15 protein-coding genes are annotated in these 18,634 nt (G+C 63.4%); 10 read left to right on the top strand and 5 right to left on the bottom strand.

The annotated features are described in order from the left end of the window. Positions 1 to 69: 69 nt before the first annotated feature. The 3 genes from fusA to rpsL form a co-directional block, all read right to left on the bottom strand. Positions 70 to 2,175, bottom strand: a complete 2,106-nt coding sequence (gene fusA, locus D9M09_RS28590; protein WP_070223447.1) for an elongation factor G — start codon at positions 2,173 to 2,175, stop codon at positions 70 to 72. Between the two features lie 108 nt (positions 2,176 to 2,283). Next, positions 2,284 to 2,754, bottom strand: coding sequence for a 30S ribosomal protein S7 (gene rpsG, locus D9M09_RS28585; RefSeq protein ID WP_010394377.1), 471 nt, complete (start codon positions 2,752 to 2,754; stop codon positions 2,284 to 2,286). Between the two features lie 152 nt (positions 2,755 to 2,906). Further along, the gene (gene rpsL, locus D9M09_RS28580) at positions 2,907 to 3,290 is read right to left on the bottom strand and encodes a 30S ribosomal protein S12 (protein ID WP_010394376.1); all 384 of its coding nucleotides are present in this window, start codon (positions 3,288 to 3,290) and stop codon (positions 2,907 to 2,909) included. Positions 3,291 to 3,723: 433 nt separating this feature from the next. On the opposite strand from rpsL, the gene D9M09_RS28575 reads away from it, so the two are divergent. Then, the gene (locus D9M09_RS28575) at positions 3,724 to 5,649 is read left to right on the top strand and encodes a phosphoethanolamine transferase (protein WP_121670908.1); all 1,926 of its coding nucleotides are present in this window, start codon (positions 3,724 to 3,726) and stop codon (positions 5,647 to 5,649) included. 9 nt (positions 5,650 to 5,658) lie between these two features. On the opposite strand, the gene D9M09_RS28570 is transcribed toward D9M09_RS28575, so the two are convergent. Then, a complete protein-coding gene (locus D9M09_RS28570; protein WP_121670907.1) occupies positions 5,659 to 7,224 on the bottom strand; it encodes a MutS-related protein in 1,566 nt (521 codons plus the stop codon). 207 nt (positions 7,225 to 7,431) lie between these two features. Here D9M09_RS28570 and D9M09_RS28565 point away from each other — a divergent pair, with 207 nt between their 5' ends. The 8 genes from D9M09_RS28565 (at position 7,432) to D9M09_RS28530 (ending at position 16,361) form a co-directional block, all read left to right on the top strand. Beyond that, positions 7,432 to 8,697 (top strand): efflux RND transporter periplasmic adaptor subunit, encoded by a 1,266-nt coding sequence (locus D9M09_RS28565; protein ID WP_121671271.1) that lies wholly within the window; start codon positions 7,432 to 7,434, stop codon positions 8,695 to 8,697. Positions 8,698 to 8,731: 34 nt separating this feature from the next. Further along, positions 8,732 to 9,448 carry an ABC transporter ATP-binding protein gene (locus D9M09_RS28560; RefSeq protein ID WP_070223441.1) on the top strand — a complete coding sequence of 239 codons (717 nt, stop codon included), beginning with the start codon at positions 8,732 to 8,734 and terminating at the stop codon, positions 9,446 to 9,448. A gap of 9 nt (positions 9,449 to 9,457) precedes the next feature. Next, positions 9,458 to 10,780, top strand: a complete 1,323-nt coding sequence (locus D9M09_RS28555; protein WP_121670906.1) for an ABC transporter permease — start codon at positions 9,458 to 9,460, stop codon at positions 10,778 to 10,780. 28 nt (positions 10,781 to 10,808) lie between these two features. Further along, positions 10,809 to 12,047: an ABC transporter permease gene (locus D9M09_RS28550; RefSeq protein ID WP_121670905.1), complete on the top strand. Its 1,239-nt coding sequence runs from the start codon at positions 10,809 to 10,811 to the stop codon at positions 12,045 to 12,047. Between the two features lie 28 nt (positions 12,048 to 12,075). After that, positions 12,076 to 13,428: a sigma-54-dependent transcriptional regulator gene (locus tag D9M09_RS28545; RefSeq protein ID WP_121670904.1), complete on the top strand. Its 1,353-nt coding sequence runs from the start codon at positions 12,076 to 12,078 to the stop codon at positions 13,426 to 13,428. A gap of 14 nt (positions 13,429 to 13,442) precedes the next feature. Beyond that, complete coding sequence (locus D9M09_RS28540; RefSeq protein WP_240453503.1) at positions 13,443 to 14,759, top strand: sensor histidine kinase; 1,317 nt, start codon at positions 13,443 to 13,445, stop codon at positions 14,757 to 14,759. Positions 14,760 to 14,997: 238 nt separating this feature from the next. Continuing rightward, the gene (locus D9M09_RS28535; RefSeq protein ID WP_070291741.1) at positions 14,998 to 15,522 is read left to right on the top strand and encodes an FxDxF family PEP-CTERM protein; all 525 of its coding nucleotides are present in this window, start codon (positions 14,998 to 15,000) and stop codon (positions 15,520 to 15,522) included. 59 nt (positions 15,523 to 15,581) lie between these two features. Continuing rightward, on the top strand, positions 15,582 to 16,361 hold the full coding sequence (locus D9M09_RS28530; RefSeq protein ID WP_070223429.1) for a spermidine synthase: 780 nt from the start codon (positions 15,582 to 15,584) through the stop codon (positions 16,359 to 16,361). A 15-nt stretch (positions 16,362 to 16,376) separates the two neighbouring features. Here D9M09_RS28530 and D9M09_RS28525 read toward each other — a convergent pair whose 3' ends face one another. Next, a complete protein-coding gene (locus tag D9M09_RS28525; RefSeq protein WP_121670902.1) occupies positions 16,377 to 17,849 on the bottom strand; it encodes a PLP-dependent aminotransferase family protein in 1,473 nt (490 codons plus the stop codon). Between the two features lie 108 nt (positions 17,850 to 17,957). On the opposite strand from D9M09_RS28525, the gene D9M09_RS28520 reads away from it, so the two are divergent. Continuing rightward, positions 17,958 to 18,614 carry a pyridoxamine 5'-phosphate oxidase family protein gene (locus tag D9M09_RS28520; RefSeq protein ID WP_070291743.1) on the top strand — a complete coding sequence of 219 codons (657 nt, stop codon included), beginning with the start codon at positions 17,958 to 17,960 and terminating at the stop codon, positions 18,612 to 18,614. Positions 18,615 to 18,634: the final 20 nt, after the last annotated feature.

The raw sequence follows: 18,634 nt of genomic DNA, 5'->3' as shown, positions 1-18,634 counted from the left end.
ATTCTTCCTTAGAACAATGATTTAAATGTAGGGACCGGCATTCTCGTGAAAGCCGGCCCGGAACTTCTATTACTTAGCTTTCGAGCTTACGATTGCTTCAGTCACATGCTTAGGTGCTTCAGCATAGTGCTTGAATTCCATCGTGTAAGTCGCACGACCTTGGGTCGACGAACGCAACGATGTAGCGTAACCGAACATTTCCGACAGAGGTACTTCGGCCTTGATGATCTTGCCGCCACCGCCAGCAATTTCATCCATACCTTGCACCATGCCGCGACGCGACGACAGATCGCCCATCACGGTACCGGCGTAGTCTTCCGGCGTTTCCACTTCCACGGCCATCATCGGCTCCAGGATGACTGGCGATGCTTTGCGGCAGCCATCTTTGAATGCCATCGAAGCGGCCATGCGGAATGCATTTTCGTTCGAGTCAACATCATGGTACGAACCGAAGAACAGCGTGACTTTCACGTCAACGACTGGGTAGCCAGCCATCACGCCCGAAGTCAGCGTGTCGCGCACACCTTTTTCAACTGCAGGGATGTATTCGCGAGGAACGGTACCGCCCTTGATCGCGTCAACGAATTCGAAGCCCTTGCCCGGCTCTTGCGGTTCGATCTTCAGAACCACGTGACCGTATTGACCACGACCACCCGATTGCTTGACGAATTTGCCTTCCGACTCTTCGCACACTTTACGGATCGTTTCGCGGTAAGCCACTTGTGGCTTGCCGACGGTCGCTTCAACGTTGAATTCGCGCTTCATGCGGTCAACGATGATGTCCAGGTGCAACTCGCCCATACCGGCGATGATGGTCTGGCCCGATTCTTCATCGGTACGCACGCGGAACGATGGATCTTCTGCAGCCAGGCGGTTCAGGGCCAGACCCATTTTTTCCTGGTCGGCCTTGGTTTTTGGCTCGACTGCCTGCGAAATCACCGGCTCAGGGAAGACCATGCGCTCCAGAACCACGCTGGCTTTTTCGTCGCAAAGCGTATCGCCCGTGGTGGTGTCTTTCAGACCCACAACGGCGGCGATGTCGCCAGCGCGCATTTCCTTGATTTCTTCGCGTTCGTTCGCTTGCATCTGCACGATACGGCCGATACGCTCTTTCTTCTGCTTCACGGAGTTCAACACCGAGTCGCCCGAATTCAGGGTACCCGAGTAGCAACGGATGAAGCACAACTGACCGACGAACGGATCGGTTGCGATCTTGAACGCCAATGCCGAGAATTTCTCATTGTCGTCAGCTGCGCGCTCGACTGGCTGCTCGTCGTCATCCAGACCTGGGACAGGCGGAATGTCGATTGGCGATGGCAGGTACTCGATGACCGCGTCCAACATGGCTTGTACGCCCTTGTTTTTAAAGGCGGTACCGCACAACATTGGAACGATTTCGCTGGCGATGGTACGCTGACGCAGAGCAGCCTTGATCTCGGCTTCCGACAGGTCGCCTTCTTCCAGGTACTTGTTCATCAGGTCTTCCGACGCTTCAGCAGCGGCTTCAACCATGTTTTCGCGCCACTTGGCAGCATCGGCGGCCAGGTGTGCAGGAATGTCGCCGTATTCAAACTTCATGCCTTGCGAAGCGTCGTCCCAGATAACCGCTTTCATCTTGACCAGATCGATCACACCGGTGAAGACGTCTTCAGCGCCGATAGGCATCTGAATAGGTACTGGGTTCGCTTTCAGACGCGAACGCATCTGATCGTAGACCTTGAAGAAGTTGGCGCCGGTACGGTCCATCTTGTTCACGAAGGCCAGACGTGGCACTTTGTACTTGTTAGCCTGACGCCATACCGTTTCCGATTGTGGCTGCACGCCGCCGACTGCACAGTAAACCATGCAGGCGCCATCCAACACGCGCATCGAACGTTCCACTTCAATGGTGAAGTCAACGTGGCCTGGGGTGTCGATGATGTTGATGTGGTGCGCTGGGAAGTTGTTTGCCATGCCTTTCCAGAAGCACGTAACAGCAGCCGAGGTAATCGTGATACCGCGCTCTTGCTCCTGTGCCATCCAGTCGGTGGTGGCAGCGCCATCATGGACTTCGCCCAGCTTATGGTTCACGCCTGTGTAGAACAGGACGCGCTCAGTCGTGGTCGTCTTACCTGCATCGATGTGAGCGGAAATACCGATATTGCGGTAGCGCTCAATGGGGGTCTTGCGGGCCATAATTAATCCTAAATGAATGGACAAAACCGAGCAGCATTTTTTTGCAAAAATGAGCCCGGCCTCGAACAACAGATGCTTGACAGCCGCCTTGCGGTAGCTGGCTTTATATTAGAAGCGGAAATGCGAGAACGCTTTGTTCGCTTCAGCCATACGATGGACTTCGTCGCGTTTTTTCATCGCGCCGCCGCGGCTTTCAGCCGCTTCCATCAGCTCACCGCCGAGGCGTTGTGGCATCGATTTTTCGCTGCGCTTGTTAGCAGCTTCACGCAACCAACGCATGGACAGAGCCATACGACGGACTGGGCGAACTTCGACCGGCACCTGGTAGTTTGCACCACCGACGCGACGGGATTTCACCTCAACCAGCGGCTTGGCGTTGTTGATTGCGGTAGCAAAAACTTCGAGCGGATCTTTGCCCGATTTTGCTGCGATGTGCTCGAAAGCACCGTAGATGATGTTTTCTGCAACCGATTTCTTACCGGACAGCATCAGCACGTTTACAAATTTAGCGACATCAGTGTTGCCGAATTTTGGATCTGGCAAAATTTCGCGCTTGGGTACTTCACGACGACGTGGCATATCAATTCCTTTCAATCTTCAGTTGAGCGCGCGTTCTTCGCACACTCGCGGACGACCATCATAGTCTTCCACTTACTCGACCAGATGCGGTCGACTACATTCACTTAGCTAGTTGCCACTGAGCGAAACTTGGGTTTGCTGCGTACAACTTATTACTTCTTGCCAGCTTTAGCGCGCTTGGTACCGTACTTCGAACGCGATTGCTTACGGTCTTTGACGCCTTGGGTATCGAGGGCACCGCGAACCATGTGGTAACGCACACCCGGCAAATCCTTGACGCGGCCGCCGCGCAACAGCACAACACTATGCTCTTGCAGGTTATGGCCTTCACCGCCAATGTACGAAATGACTTCGAAACCATTGGTCAGGCGAACTTTAGCGACTTTACGCAGAGCCGAGTTAGGCTTCTTTGGAGTCGTGGTGTAAACACGTGTGCAGACGCCACGTTTTTGCGGGCTGTTTTCCAGCGCCGGCGATTTGCTCTTCACGGTCAAAGCGACGCGTGGATTGCGAATCAATTGATTGATGGTTGGCATCGTTATAAATCCAACAAAAAACTACGATTAATAACCCGGGCAAGATGCCCGGCGACTAAAACCTCGTCCCGCTTTCATCTACTGCGCACCGGAGGCGCCCGCAGCCACTCGATAAGGAGCGGCCATGAAATGCCAAGTAATGCGTAAACGATGAGCAGAATAAAATCGAGAACTCGCTAGTTTAGACCTTGTGTTACAGGGGGTCAATCAGTTTACCGCTTTTTGCTATAAAAAAAGGCAAAAATCGCGGGCATTTGTGGTGTTTTGACTAATTTTCGGCAGCGAGGCGCGGACGCCGCCACGCGCAAACGCTTGATGATTTGGCACTCTTTCCCTGCGACCAAGCATCTGGCACGCACATTCTTGTATGACCGCAAGACAACAAAAGGATTGATAATAGCGGACATTTTTCGCTGCCCTCCCGCCCTCCTTTATGCGCTCCTTGCTTCGCCCCGCCAATCTGTTCCTGCTCCTGACGTATGCCTTGCTGACGGCCGTGCCCTTCATCCCCACGCTGCTGGGGCGCGCGCTCGAGCATCCGTGGCAGATGCTCACCTTCGAGCTGCTGGCCTGGCTGGCCGTCTGGAGCGTGTTCCAGCGCCCCGCCTACTTCCACTGGCTGCTGGTGCCCGCCTTCCTGGCCCTGCCGACGGAAATCTACCTGTTCATCTTCTATGGCCAGGGCATTTCCACGCACCACCTGGGCATCATCTTCGAAACCAGTCCCAAGGAAGCGATGGAATTTCTCGGGCAAAAAGTATGGCTGATGGGCGCCGTCATGCTGGGCGTGATCGCCTGGTGCGCCCTGAGTTGGTATGCGGCCACGCGCACGCGCGACCTGGACTGGCGCGGCAAGACGCGCCCGGCCGCCTTCGTACTGCTGATCCTGCTGGGCGGCTTCTGGTGGTATGGCTACGAATTCGGTTTCGAGGCCAAGGTGCTGCACAGCGCCGCCGCATCCGCCAAGGCCAGCCATCCGGCGGCCAGCGGCAAGGCGGGCGCCTCCGGTTTCGGCGACGCCAGTTCGGCCGACGACGAAACGGCCGAGGAAGACGAAGAGAGCAGCAAGCCCGAGAACGCCAGCATCGCCGGCGCCGACGAGACGGGCCTGGGCTGGCCCAGCCTGCCCCACTGGGCGCGCCTGCCCTACGCCTTCGACACCGTCAGCAATTCCTGGCCCTTCGGCCTGGCCGCGCGCGGCTTCGATTTCTACAAGGAACGCAGATACCTGGCCGAGCTGGGACAGAAGAGCAGCAGCTTCCGTTTCGGCGCGCACCAGCAACAGCCCGATCCCCATCCGGAAGTGGTGGTCATGGTGATCGGCGAATCGTCGCGCTACGACCGCTGGAGCCTGAACGGCTACGAACGCGACACCAATCCCCTGCTGAAGCAGGAAGCCAATCTGGTGCCGCTGGCCGACGTCATCACGGCCGTTTCCGCCACGCGCCTGTCCGTGCCCGTCATCATCTCGCGCAAGCCGGCCACGCAAAGCCTCAAGGATGGCTTCTCGGAAAAATCCTTCCTCACCGCCTACAAGGAAGCGGGCTTCAAGACCTACTGGCTGTCGAACCAGATCTCGTTCGGCCAGTTCGACACACCCGTCTCCGTCTTTGCCAAGGAAGCGGACGTGGTGCAATTCCTGAACCTGGGCGGCTTTACCAACAGCTCGAACTTCGACCAGATCCTGTTCGATCCGTTCAAGAATGCGCTAGCCGACCCGGCGCCGAAAAAACTCATCGTGCTGCATACCCTGGGCAGCCACTGGAACTACAGCCAGCGCTATCCGAAATCGTTCGACAAGTGGCAGCCGTCGCTGTTCGGCGTCGACAAGCCCGTCTACACGGACACGGCGATCAAGCCGCAGCTGAACAACAGCTACGACAGCTCCATCCTGTACACGGACTGGTTCCTGTCGAACGTGATCGGCATGCTGAAGGACGACGGCCAGCGCACTGCCCTGCGCAGCTCGCTCGTCTACGTGGCCGATCACGGCCAGACCCTGTACGACGGCACCTGCCGCCTGGCCTTCCATGGGCACAACACGCAGTTCGAATTCCACGTGCCCGCCTTCGTCTGGTATTCGCCGCAATTCCAGCAGCACTATCCGGACAAGGTGACGCAGCTGCAGCGCCATCAGAAGGCGCGTCTGTCGACGGAAAACATGTTCCACACGCTGCTTGACCTCGGCGACATCCGCTTTGCCGGGGAACAGCCCGAATGGAGCATCGCCAGCCCCCGCTTCAAGCAGCACAAGCGCTACGTCGACAGCTACGGCTGGACCAATTACGACAACGCCATCATCCGTGGCGATTGCCGCGAAGTGATCGACAAGAGCACGCCGGAAAAGCAGGACAAATAAGCGCGGCCCTCAGGCCCGATCCAGCACGCCGCCGCAATCGGCCGGTTGCGCCATGTGCGTGCTGAGCCAGTCGAAGACGCGCCCGGCCTTGTCCGCGATACCGGCGTCAAAACCGCGCTGCGCCAGCAGGGCGATGCCGTTCGTGGCCTGCAGCACGCCGGGCGCCAGCAGCAGCGCGCCCGCATCGTCGCGGCGCACGCACCACGGCGCCAGGCAGTCTTCCAGCAAGGGCCCCAGCACCAGGTTGTGCGACGAGACGATCACCAGGTGGCGCGCGGCCAGCGTATGCAGCACGGCGGCAGCCGCCGCCACGGATTCGAGGTGGTTCGTGCCGCGAAAAATCTCGTCGATCAGGAACAGCGCCGGCGTCCCCTCCTCGGCCAACGCCAGCAATTCGCGCGCGCGGCGCAATTCGGCGATGTACAGACTTTCGCCGCCATCGAGCGAGTCCTCGTTCTGCATGCTCGCATACACGGCCAGGCGCGGCACATCGGCGCTGTGCGCATGACAAAAGCCAAAGGCCCGCGCGCAGACCAGGTTCAAGCCTATGCAACGCAGCAAGGTGCTCTTGCCGATACCGTTCTGGCCTGAGATGAAGCCCCCCTTGCCCTGCACGCCGAACGACAGCGGCGCGGCGTTCGCCAGCAGTGGATGCCGCATGCCCTGCAAGGCCAGGGAGCGCGGCGCCGCGGTGCCCGCCCAGCAAAACACGGGAAGCGCGCGCAGGTGCCGCGCCAGCGCCAGGTCCGCTTCCAGCTGCGCCACCTGGGTGAAGCTGTCGCGCAGAAAGGGCAGCTGCCGCGCCACCAACTGGCGCGTGCGGAAATAGCGCTTGATGTTTTTCAGCAGGAGCCAGTCGCCATATTCGACCAGTACCATATCGATGAAGGGCACGTAGTGCAGCAGCGAGCGCTCGATGGCGCGCGTCAGCCTGGCCGCCTGCGCGCCGCCGGCAGCCCATGGCAAGGCTGCCGGTCCATCAAGCCGCGCCAGCGCGGCACGGGTTTTCAGCAGGTGGCGCAAGGTATCGAGCGTGCGCTCCCATAGCTTGGCGCTTTCGTAAAAACGCACCTGTACGGCCATCAGCGCGACACAGGCGGCCAGCACGCCAAACAGCGCCGGCCAGCCCACCAGCCAGGCAGCGGCGATGGCCAGCAACAGGGCCAGCGGCACCAGCCATAGCCAGGCGCTCCACCATGGCGCCGGTGCCAGCGCCGCGCCGAACAGGGTCTCGCTCACCTCTGTATCGGCCTGGCGCAAGGGCAGGCAGACGCGCTCCAGGCTGGCCACTTGTGCCGGGTCGTCCAGCAATCGCCGGACGCGCGCGACAGAGGCCGGATCGGCCTGGCCGCCGCTCAGACGCCGGTGCAGCTCCTGCTGGCCGAAGATGCCGGTCTCGCGCGCCAGCTGCGCCGCATACTGGTCGAGCAGCAGCTCGTCCCAGGTCTGGCCATCGAGCGATGGCGCCTCGCCCGTCAGCCGCTGCAGCATCGCCACGTCGCTGCGCGCGAAAGGATAATCGAGCGCCGGCGCGAAGGCGCTGGCAGGGAAAAGTTGCTGGAGGAACGGATGCATGGCGCCTGCGGAGGAGTCGATGAAGGGAATGCCACAGCAGATGCAGGCGATTGCCAATTTATCAAGTGCCGCCTGCGCCTGCGGACACGCCGGACGGCACGGACACGGCGGACAGCCGGACGCCCGATATTTTTCCCAGTCAAATCAACGACTTAATTATTGGCATGGATCGTGCATTGGAAAAGTCATCCTTCACGAGACATGACCATGATCCGCGATACCTCCTCTCAAGACGCCGTACTGTCCGCCCCGCCGGGCCAGCGCCGCAGGCAACGCGCCCTGCTGCTGGCCGGCGCCGTCATCGTCATCGGCGCCGCCGTCGCGGTCGTTGCCGGCTGGCGCAACAGCGAGCATTCCGTCAACAGCAGCCGCCTGCGCATCGCCGACGTCACGCGCGGCACCCTGATCCGCGACGCGGCCGTCACGGGCCGCGTGGTCGCCTCGATCAGCCCCACCCTGTATTCGACCACGGTGGCCACCGTCACGCTGAAAGCGAAGGCGGGCGACACGGTGAAAAAGGGCGACATCCTGGCCGTGCTGGAGTCGCCTGACCTGTCCGACGCCCTCAAGCGCGAACAGTCGAGCGTGCAGCAGCTGGAGGCGGAAGTGGCGCGCCAGCAGATCCTGGCCAAGAAGCAGAAACTGCTGGCGCGCCGTGAAGCCGACACGGCCGAGATCGAGCGCCTGTCCGCGCAGCGCACGCTCGAACGCTATGAGAGCGTGGCGCAGGTGGGCATCATCGCCAAGATCGATTACCAGAAGGCGAAGGATGCCTTGAATTCCGCCGATATCCGCAGCAAGCACGCGTCGCAGGCGGCGGGCCTGGAAAGCGAAGACGTGACCCTGGCGCTGAAGACCAAGGTCAACGAACTGGAACGCCAGCGCCTCGTCCGCGACAACGCCCAGCGCAGGGTCGACGAGCTGACCGTGCGCGCGCCCGTCAACGGCTTCATCGGCACCCTGTCGGTGGCCAACCGCAGCGTGGTGCAAGCCAATACCGCGCTGATGACGCTGGTCGACCTGTCGCAGCTGGAAGTCGAACTCGAAGTGCCGGAAACCTATGTGGCCGACATGGGCCTGGGCATGCGCGCCGAGATCGAAACGGGCGTCGTCCGGGCGACCGGCAAGCTGTCGGCGCTGTCGCCCGAAGTGGTGAAAAACCAGGTGCTGGCGCGCGTGCGTTTCGACGGCGCGCAGCCGGCCGGCCTGCGCCAGAACCAGCGCGTGGCGGCGCGCCTGCTGATCGATGAAAAACCGGATGTGCTGATGCTGGCGCGCGGCTCCTTCGTCGAAGCCGAAGGCGGCCGTTTCGCCTACGTCGTGCGCGACGGCGTGGCGATGCGCACGCCGATCAAACTGGGCGCAACCAGCGTGGCGGCCGTGGAAATCCTCGACGGCTTGAAGCTGGGCGACAAGGTGGTCGTCGCCGGCACGGAAAACTTCGAGAACGCGGCACGCGTCTCGCTCAACTGAATCTCACTCATCTCACCCCACAAGAGGCCCCGCCATGCTGCGCATGCACAACCTGAGCAAAGTCTACCGCACCCACATGATCGAAACCCACGCCCTGCGCGGCTTCGACATCCACGTACAACAAGGTGAATTCGTCACCGTCACAGGGCCGTCCGGCTCGGGCAAGACGAGCTTTCTGAACATCGCCGGCCTGCTCGAGGAATTCACCGACGGCGAATACATCCTTGACGGCGTCAACGTCAGGGGCATGGACGACAATGCCCGTTCGCGCCTGCGCAATGAAAAGCTGGGCTTCATCTTCCAGGGTTTTAATCTGATTCCCGACCTGTCGCTGTTCGACAATGTCGACGTGCCGCTGCGCTACCGGGGCTTCAACCGCGCCGAGCGCAAGGAGCGCATCGAGGACGCGCTGGCCAAGGTGGGCCTGGCGTCGCGCATGAAACACTATCCAGCCGAACTGTCGGGCGGCCAGCAGCAGCGCGTGGCGATCGCGCGCGCGCTGGCCGGGTCGCCCAAGCTGCTGCTGGCCGATGAACCGACGGGCAACCTGGACACGCAGATGGCGCGCGGCGTGATGGAGCTGCTGGAAGACATCAACGCGCAAGGCACCACCATCCTGATGGTCACGCACGATCCGGAACTGGCGCTGCGCAGCCAGCGCAACGTGCACATCATCGACGGCCAGGTGTCGGACCTGGTGCAGCACGGCGCCTCGCTGTCGGCCAGGCCGCAGCACGCCGCGACCGCGTAAGGAGAGACCATGTTCCGCTACTATTTCACGCTGGGCCTGCGCAGCCTGCGCCGCAACCGCGCCCTGACCGCGCTGATGGTGCTGACCCTGGCCGTCGGCGTGGCCGCCAGCGTGTCGACCGTCACCATCCTGCATGCCATGTCGGGCGACCCGCTGCCGCACAAGAGCGACCGCCTGTTCGTGCCGATGATCGACGTCGTCCCCTTGAAAAGTTATGTGCCGGGCGCCAAGCCCAGCTTCGGCCAGTCGCAGCTGGCTTACACCGACGCGAAGAATTTCATGGCCAGCAACATGGGCGTGCGCCGCACCGTCATGTACGGCGTGGCCGGCCCGGTCGAGCCAGCACGCACGGATATCGGCGCCTTCCAGGCCCAGGGCCTGGCGCCCACGCGCGATTTCTTCGCCATGTTCGAAGTCCCCTTCCTGTATGGCCAGCCATGGAGCGAAACCGATGACGCCAGCGGCGCCGACATCATCGTGCTGAGCCGCTCGCTGGCGGAAAGACTGCTGGGTACGGTCAATCCCGTGGGCCGGCGCGTGACGGTACTGGGACAGTCCTATCTGGTCAGCGGCGTGCTCGATCACTGGGATCCCGTGCCGCGCATACACCGCATCATCGGCAGCAAGGGCGCCTTTGGCACGGAAGATGAATTCTTCATTCCGTTTGCCAGCGCCATCCGCCATGAAACGCGGCATGACGGCGGCATGGCCTGCAGCGGCGTCGAACGCGGCCCCGGCTTCCAGGGCACCCTGGCGTCGGACTGTACCTGGCTGCAGTTCTGGTTCGAGATGGAAAACGCGGGCCAGCGTGGCGAGCTGCAGGCATATCTCGACAGCTATGCTGCCGAGCAGCGCAAGCTGGGCCGCATGCCGCGCCACGCGCCCAACGCGCTGTACAACGTCAAGGAATGGATGGTGTTCCTGAACGTGGTCGACAACGACAACAAGCTGGCGGCCTGGCTGGCCTTTGGCTTTCTGCTGCTGTGCCTGGTCAATACCATCGGCCTGCTGCTGGCGAAGTTTTCCGTGCGCGCCAGTGAAGTGGGGATCCGCCGTGCGCTGGGCGCCACGCGGCGCGACATCTTTCGCCAGTTCCTGATCGAGACGGGCGTCATCGGCCTGGCCGGCGGCGTGCTGGGCCTGCTGCTGGCGTATGCAGCGCTGGCCGTCGTGCGTTCGCAATCGAAGGAACTGGGCACCGTGGCGCACATGGATATCCCGATGCTGCTGCTGACGTTTGCCGTCTCCGTGCTGGCCGCCCTGCTGGCGGGGTTGCTGCCCACCTGGCGCGCCTGCCAGGTGACGCCGGCGATACAGCTCAAATCCCAATGACATTCACCGTACCGCAATGAGGTTCAACATGGAAATCCGCCCCATCCTGTCGGCACTGATGCGCAGCAAAACCGGTGCCGTACTCGTCGCCGTGCAGGTCGCCATCAGCCTGGCCATCCTGGCCAACGCCCTGCATATCGTTAACCTGCGCCAGGCGATCGCCGCCCGCCCCACCGGCGTGGCCGCTGAAAACGACATCTTTTATGTCAACATCCAAAGCATGGACAAAGGCAGCCACCAGCGCCAGCTGGCCGACCAGAAACGCCAGGCTGCCTTGCTGCGCAGCCTGCCCGGCGTGCTCTCCGTGGCGCAGACCTCGCAGGCCGTGCTGTCGCGTTCCGGCAGCAGCACCAATGTCTCCATCAAGCGTGGACAGCCCACGGCCAGCGCCACCACGTCGATGTATTTCACGCCTGACTCGCTGGTCAAGACATACGGACTCAAGCTGGTGGAAGGCCGTGATTTCCATCCCGACGAGGTGCTGGAAATCGATGAAAAAGTCGATGAGACCTTTCCCAAGGTGGTCATCGTGACGCTCGCCGCAGCGCAAAAGATCTGGCCTGGCGAAAGCAGCTTTGTCGGCAAGACCCTGTTCAACGGCACCGGCGACGATGACGACGAAATGCGCGTGATCGGCGTGGTGGAGCGGTTGCAGACACAGGTCGGCCAGGTCAGCGCGCATGGCGAGCATTCGCTGATCCTGCCGGCGCGCCTGACGGGTTCGCGCGACTCGCTGCTGTACGCCGTGCGGGCCGAGCCTGGCCAGCGCGACCGCCTGATGAAGGAGGCCGAGCAAGCCATCCGCAGCGCCACCAGCGAGCGCCTGCTGGTACGCACCGATACACTGGAAAAGCACCGCACGTCACGCTACCGGGCCGACCAGGGCTTGTCCTGGATGCTGATCGCCGTGTCGACCCTGCTGCTGCTGGTGACGGCCAGCGGCATCGTCGGCATCGCCAGCCTGTGGGTGACGCAGCGCAGGAAGCAGATCGGCGTGCGGCGCGCATTGGGCGCCCGCCGCGTCGACATCCTGCGCTACTTCCTGACGGAGAATTTCATGATCACCAGCGCCGGCGTGGCGTGCGGCGTGCTGCTGGCCCTGGGCTTGAACCAGCTGCTGGTAAGCCAGCTGGAAATGGCGCGCCTGCCGCCCGGCTACCTGCTGGCCGGCGCGCTCGTGTTCTGGCTGCTGGGCCTGGGCGCCGTGTACGGCCCGGCATGGCGCGCGGCCAGCATTTCGCCGGCCACCGCCACCCGCAGTACCTGAGCCGGCACCTGAGTGATATGCTGCGCGCATGCCTACCGTACTGATTATTGACGACAATGCCGCCGTGGCCATCGCGCTCGACGTGCTGTTTTCCCTGCACGAGATCGACGCCGTGCGCGCCGCCTCGCCCGAGGAAGGCTTGCACCTGCTCGAGCGCCACGCCATCGACCTGGTGGTGCAGGACATGAACTTCACGGCCGACACCACGTCGGGCGAGGAAGGCAGCGCGCTGTTCCACGCCATCCGCGCGCGCTACCCCGACCTGCCCGTGATCCTGCTGACGGCATGGACCCAGCTCGACGCGGCCGTCGACCTGATCAAGTCCGGCGCGGCCGACTACCTGGCCAAGCCCTGGGATGACCGGCGCCTGATCGCCAGCGTGCAGAACCTGCTGGAACTGGGACAGGCCAACCGCGCGCTGCGCCAGCGCGTGCTGGCCGAGCAGCGCCAGCGCCACGCTCTGGAACACGACTTCGACTTGCGCGGCATGGTATGGCAAGACCCGGCCACCGAAAGAGTCGTGCACCTGGCGTGCCAGGTGGCGCGCGCCGACGTGCCCGTGCTCATTTCGGGGCCGAACGGCAGCGGCAAGGAACGCATCGCCGCCATCGTGCAAGCCAATTCCCAGGTCGCCGGCGGCCCCTTCGTCGTGCTCAATTGCGGCGCCGTTCCCGTGGAGCTGATCGAGGCGGAACTGTTCGGCGCCGAGGCCGGCGCCTATACCGGCATCACGCGCGCGCGCGACGGCAAGTTCGACGCGGCCGACGGCGGCACCTTGTTCCTCGACGAGATCGGCAACCTGCCGCTGGCCGGACAAATGAAACTGCTGCGCGTGCTCGAAACGGGACGCTTCGAACGCCTCGGCTCGAACCGCGAGCGGCAGGTGAAAGTGCGCGTCATCAGCGCCAGCAACGCCGACCTGCCGGCGATGATCAAGGCCGGCACGTTTCGCGAAGACCTGTTCTACCGCCTGAACGTGATCGAACTGCGCCTGCCGCCGCTGGCCCAGCGTCCGCTGGACATCCTCGTGCTGGCGCGGCATTTCCTGGGCAGCGAAAAAACGCTGGACGCGCAGGCGCAGGCTAGTTTGCTGGCCCACGGCTGGCCGGGCAATGTGCGCGAACTGAAAAACGTCATGCAGCGCGCCAGCCTGCTGACGGCCGGCCCGGTGATCGGCGCGCTGGAAACGGGCTTGCCGCTGGCCGGTGCCACATCGCCGCGCGCGCCGCAGGATGCCGGCGCGGCGGAACCGGACCGCGACAGCGTCACCGCGGCGCTCGCGCGCGCACACGGCGTGGTGGCGCAGGCGGCGCAGGAACTGGGACTGTCGCGCCAGGCCCTGTACCGGCGCATGGAACGCCTGGGCATCGCGCGCGGCTGATGGCAGACCGCCCCATGCGTCTTTCCCTGCTCACGCGCTGGACGGCGCTGATCGTCACCTTGCTGGTGCTGGGCATCGTCATCGCCCTGCTGCTCGCGCATTTTTTGCCAGGCCAGCCGCTGCTGGTGCTGGCCGGTACCCTGCTGTGCGTGCTGCCGGTGGCCGTCATTACCATCCGCGCGCAACTGCAGGCGATGCTGTCGCTGTTTCGCGCCTTGAGCGGCACAGTCGCCAGCTACCAGGACGGCGACTTCGGCTTCAGCCTGCGCTGGCCGCAGAACGATGAACTGGCCGATCTGGTGGCGGCCCACAATGCGCTGGGCGACGTGCTGCGCAAGCAGCGCCTGGACCTGGTGCAGCGCGAACTGCTGCTCGACACCATGGTGCAAAACACGCCGGTGGCCATGCTGCTGGTGGCCGAGGGCAGCGCCATCGTCTACGCCAACCTGGCCGCGCGCCAGCTGCTGCACCACGGACGCCGGCTCGAAGGGCATCATCTGGCCGACATCGTGCAGCAGGCGGCGCCGGCCCTGGCCGAAGCGCTGGCGCGCCGCAACGACGGCTTGTTTACCAGCGGCGAAGGGGAGCAGGAAGAGGTGTATCACCTGGCGCGGCGCAGCTTCAGCCTGAACGGGCGCAAGCACGAACTGCTGCTGCTGCGCCAGCTGACGCTGGAGCTGCGGCGCCAGGAAGTGCAAACCTGGAAAAAGGTCATCCGCGTCATCAGCCATGAGCTCAACAACTCGCTGGCGCCGCTGGCCTCGCTGGCCCATTCCGGCGCCGAGCTGGTGCGCCGTGGCCACACGGAGCGCCTGCCGCAAATCCTCGCCACCATCGAGGAGCGCACGCGCCATCTGGAAACCTTCATCCTCGGCTACGCGCGCTTTGCCAAGCTGCCCGCACCGCGACTGGCACCGTGCGAATGGCAACCCTTCCTCGACAGCCTGGCCTCGCAAGCGGCCTTCACGCTGGACGGTCCGCCTCCCGCGCAGGCTGCCGTGTTCGATGCGGCGCAAATGCAGCAGGCGCTGCTGAACCTGCTCAAGAATGCGCTGGAGTCCGGCTCCAAGCTCCAGCATATCGGCCTGCACGTCAGCCAGGCGCAAGGGCAGCTGCGCATCGAAGTGAGCGACCGCGGGCCGGGCATGAGCGGCGCCGTGCTGGAAAACGCGCTGGTGCCGTTTTATTCCACCAAGCGCAGCGGCACGGGACTGGGCCTGGCCCTGGCGCGCGAAATCGCCGAAGCCCATGGCGGGCGCATCACCCTGGCCAACCGCGAGGACGGAGGCCTGGCGGTGACCTTGATTCTTCCCTTACTCGACAGAAATTAGTTCCTTGTGTAACGATTTTTAAATCACATCATCCGCGATTAATTTTCAGTGCAACACTGACAATTATCATGTCCAGTATTGCAACTGAGCGAGCCCCATGCCCGTGTGTTAGAAATAAGCTATTTGAGTTTGCATAATGATATCAAAATAACTAATTGACAATGACTAGTCTCGGCGATAATTTATCAACGCGGTACGGTTTTTTTGAAACATTAATCGTTTTTTCGCGGGGATCAATATGAAATTAAAATCACTCATCGCAGCGGCAGTCCTGAGCGCTGCTTCCATTGGCAGCGCCAGCGCCACCGCCTACACAGTCAACCTCGTCAATACCACGGGCAATCTGTGGACCAGCGGCTTCAGCGCCGTTCCCAGCCCGCTCGGCGACTTCACCGATACGTTCACGTTCACGCCCAACGCGACCTTCGGTTCAACCGCGCAAGCCTTCCTGGCCAACCTGTCCGTCACGGGTTCGGACAGCTCTTCCATCAGCTTCACCAGCGCCAACCTGAATGGCATCGGCCTGACGGGGTTTGGCAGCCCCACCCCCTTTGGCTATGCCCAGGGCGAAGTCCTGGCGCCTACAAGCCTCCTGTTCAACGGCCCGCTGGTCCTCACCGTCATCGGCAATACCAAGGGCGGCAGCTATGGCGGCGTCTTCAATCTGAACCTGGCGCCCGTTCCCGAACCGGAAACCTATGGCATGCTGCTGGCCGGCCTGGGCATACTCGGCTTCCTGGCGCGACGCCGCAAGCAATCTTGAGCGCTCTAACCAAAAGACGCCACGGCGTCTTTTTCTTTGGCGGCTGCTAAACTGGCGCCATGACGACCGACTTTATCTCCACCAGCAACACCGCTTTCAGCCACCCGGGCCACCCGCCCGCCACCACCACCGAACACCGCGGCATCCGCTACCTGCACCTGGGCACCAAGTGGGTGCAGGGCGCCATGCGCCTGGACAAACCGGACGCCATCGAGCTCGAGTACGTGCAGATGATGATGATGTGGATGCTGTTCAAGACGCAGCCCAAACGCATCGTGCAGCTGGGTCTGGGCAGCGCCGCGCTGACCAAGTTCAGCTACCGCCGCTTTCCCGACGCCACGGTCACGGCCATCGAACTCAATCCGAACGTGATCGCCATCTGCGGCGCCCAGTTCGCGCTGCCGCCGAACGATGCTCGCCTCGACGTGCGCGAAATGAATGCGCTCGACTTCGTGCTCGACCCGGCCAACCACGGCACGGTCGACGCGTTGCAAGTGGACCTGTACGACGAAGACGCTCGCGGCCCCGTGCTCGACACGCCCGAGTTCTACCAGGCCTGCTTTGACTGCCTGACGGACGACGGCATCATGTGCACGAATGTCTTCGGCGACTTCCCCAACTACGACAAGAACTTGCAGGCGATGGAACTGGTCTTCGACGCCGTCGTCTGGGTGCCGGAAATGGAAGATGAAAACATCGTCGTGTTGGCCTTCAAAAAATCGCCATCGCTCGACTTCAGCGAGCTATATGAACGCGCCGCCACCATCAAGAAACAGTTCAACCTGCCCGCCAAGAACTGGGTCAACGGCTTGAAGCAGTGGATGCAGGATCAGCAGTAAGGCGGTAGCGCCGCATCACGCCGGCAGCAGCGCGCCCAAGCGGCGCGCCAGGCCATCCATGTTCTCGGCCGGCACCTGCGCATAACCGAGCAGGAAACCGTTCCAGCCTGGTCCCTCGCCGGTGCCATGCGCGGACAGCGCCAGCGCCACGATGCTGTCCTGCGCGGCGCGGCGGCTCAGCGCCAGGTCATCCCATGCGCTATCGTGAAAACGCAGCGCCAGGTGCATGCCGGCCGTGCCGCCATGGATGGCCGCGCCCGCACACGCATGGCGCCGCAAGGCCTCGCTCAAGGCGTCGCGGCGCTGGCGGTACAGCCTGCGCATGCGGCGCACGTGGCGCGCAAACAGGCCACTGCGCAGGAACTCGGCCAGCGCCAGCTGCTCGGCGACGCGGCCGCGCGCGGCGCCCTGCGCCTGCATCTGCGCGAAGGCGCCGGCCAGCGCGGCCGGCACGACGATAAAGGCGATGCGCAAGGCGGGGAACATGGTCTTGCTGAAGGTGCCCAGATACACGACGGGCGCGTCGGCCACCAGTCCCTGCATGGCCGCCAGGGGCGGTCCGCCATGGCGAAACTCGCTGTCGTAATCGTCTTCGATGATCAGCGCTCTGGCCGCGCGCGCGCGTTCGAGCAGCGCCATGCGGCGCGCGGGACTGAGCACGCTGCCCGTCGGATACTGGTGCGACGGCGTCGTATAGATCAGCCGCGGCGGCGTATCGCGCCAGTCGGCGTCCGTCGGCGCGATGCCATCGATGTCGACGGCGATACCGGTCACCTGCAAGCCGGCGCCACGGCCCGCCGCCAGCGCGCCGCCATAGCCGGGATGCTCGATCCACAAGGTGTCGCCCTGGTCGGCAAAGGCGCGCAGGCAGACATCGAGACTGCTCTGCGTGCCATCCGTGATGAACACCTGGCCCGCATCGCAGACGACGCCGCGCGCGGCGCGCAAATGGTCGGCGATGGCCATGCGCAGCTGGGGCTCGCCGGCAGGGTCGCCGTAATTGAGCTGGCGCGGCGTCAGCGCGCGCCACGCGCGGTCCAGCATGCGCCGCCACTGCGCCAGCGGAAATGCGTCGAGCGCCGGTACCCCAGGCGCGAACGCGCCCATGGCGTCGGCGGGAAACACCAGCGCCGCGCTGGCATCCTGTCCTGACACGCCGCGCAAATGCCGGGCGCGGCGCGACAAGCCATCCTGGCCACCGCTCACTGGCGACGTCACCGGCATGCCGGCGCCGCCGGCGACAACGGTGCCGCGCCGGTCCGGCAAGACAAACCCTTCGCTGGCCAGCTGCTCGTAGGCATACAGCACGGTATTGCGCGCCACGCCCAGTTCGGCCGCCAGCACGCGCGTGGCGGCCAGCCGCGTGCCCGGCGCCAGCTGGCCGCCGCGGATGGCCGCGCGCAGGCATTCATGCAGCAGGCGCTGGCGCGGCCAGCCCCGCTCGCGGTGCGTGCGCTCGAACGCGCCCAGCAGCAAAGCGAAATCCATGCGCCCCTTTCATCGTGGCTCTATATTATTTGGCAGTTCTGGATCTTTTTTCAGGGCCAGATGCCGATTATAGTGCGGCCTGCTTCTTCAACCAACCGGATTCCCGCCATGACCGCTACCGCCCTGCCTCCCAGCCCCCGTACCCGCGTGCGCCGCGTCGCCGAACTGGCCAGCTACGAGCAAGCCGCCCTGTACGCCATCGTCGATGCCGCCTACCTGTGCCATATCGCCTTCCACGACGACAAGGGCAGCCATTGCATCCCGACCGCCTGCTGGCGCATCGAGGGCCACCTGTACATCCATGGTTCGAACGGCAGCCGCATGCTCAAGCGCCTGCAAGAGAGCGACGTCTGCGTGACCATCACCCATCTCGACGGCCTGGTGCTGGCGCGCTCCGCCTTCAATCACACGATGAACTACCGTTCGGCGATGGTGTACGGGCAGTTTGAAAAAGTAAGCGATATCGGCCGGCAGCATGCGGCCATGGACGCGCTGATGGAAAAGCTGGTGCCGGGACGCCTGGCGCACGTGCGCGGCGGCAGCGCCAAGGAATACGCGGCCACCACCGTGCTGCGCATCGCGCTCGACGAATATGCCGTCAAGCAGCGCCAGGGCGGCCCACTCGACGACGCGGACGACATGGCGCATGCCGTCTGGACGGGCGAACTGCCCTTTACGCACGGCCGTGGCACGGCCATCGCCGATGCGCTCAACACCTGCGAGTTGCCCCCGTATGCCGCCGCCTGGGGGACGGAATCCGCTTGACCGGCCAGCGTGCTTGCCCG

It is taken from the genome of Janthinobacterium agaricidamnosum, assembly GCF_003667705.1.
Classification (GTDB): Bacteria; Pseudomonadota; Gammaproteobacteria; order Burkholderiales; family Burkholderiaceae_D; genus Janthinobacterium.
Note: the sequence above shows the minus strand (reverse complement) of the source record. Positions and strands in the feature narration are given on the sequence as shown.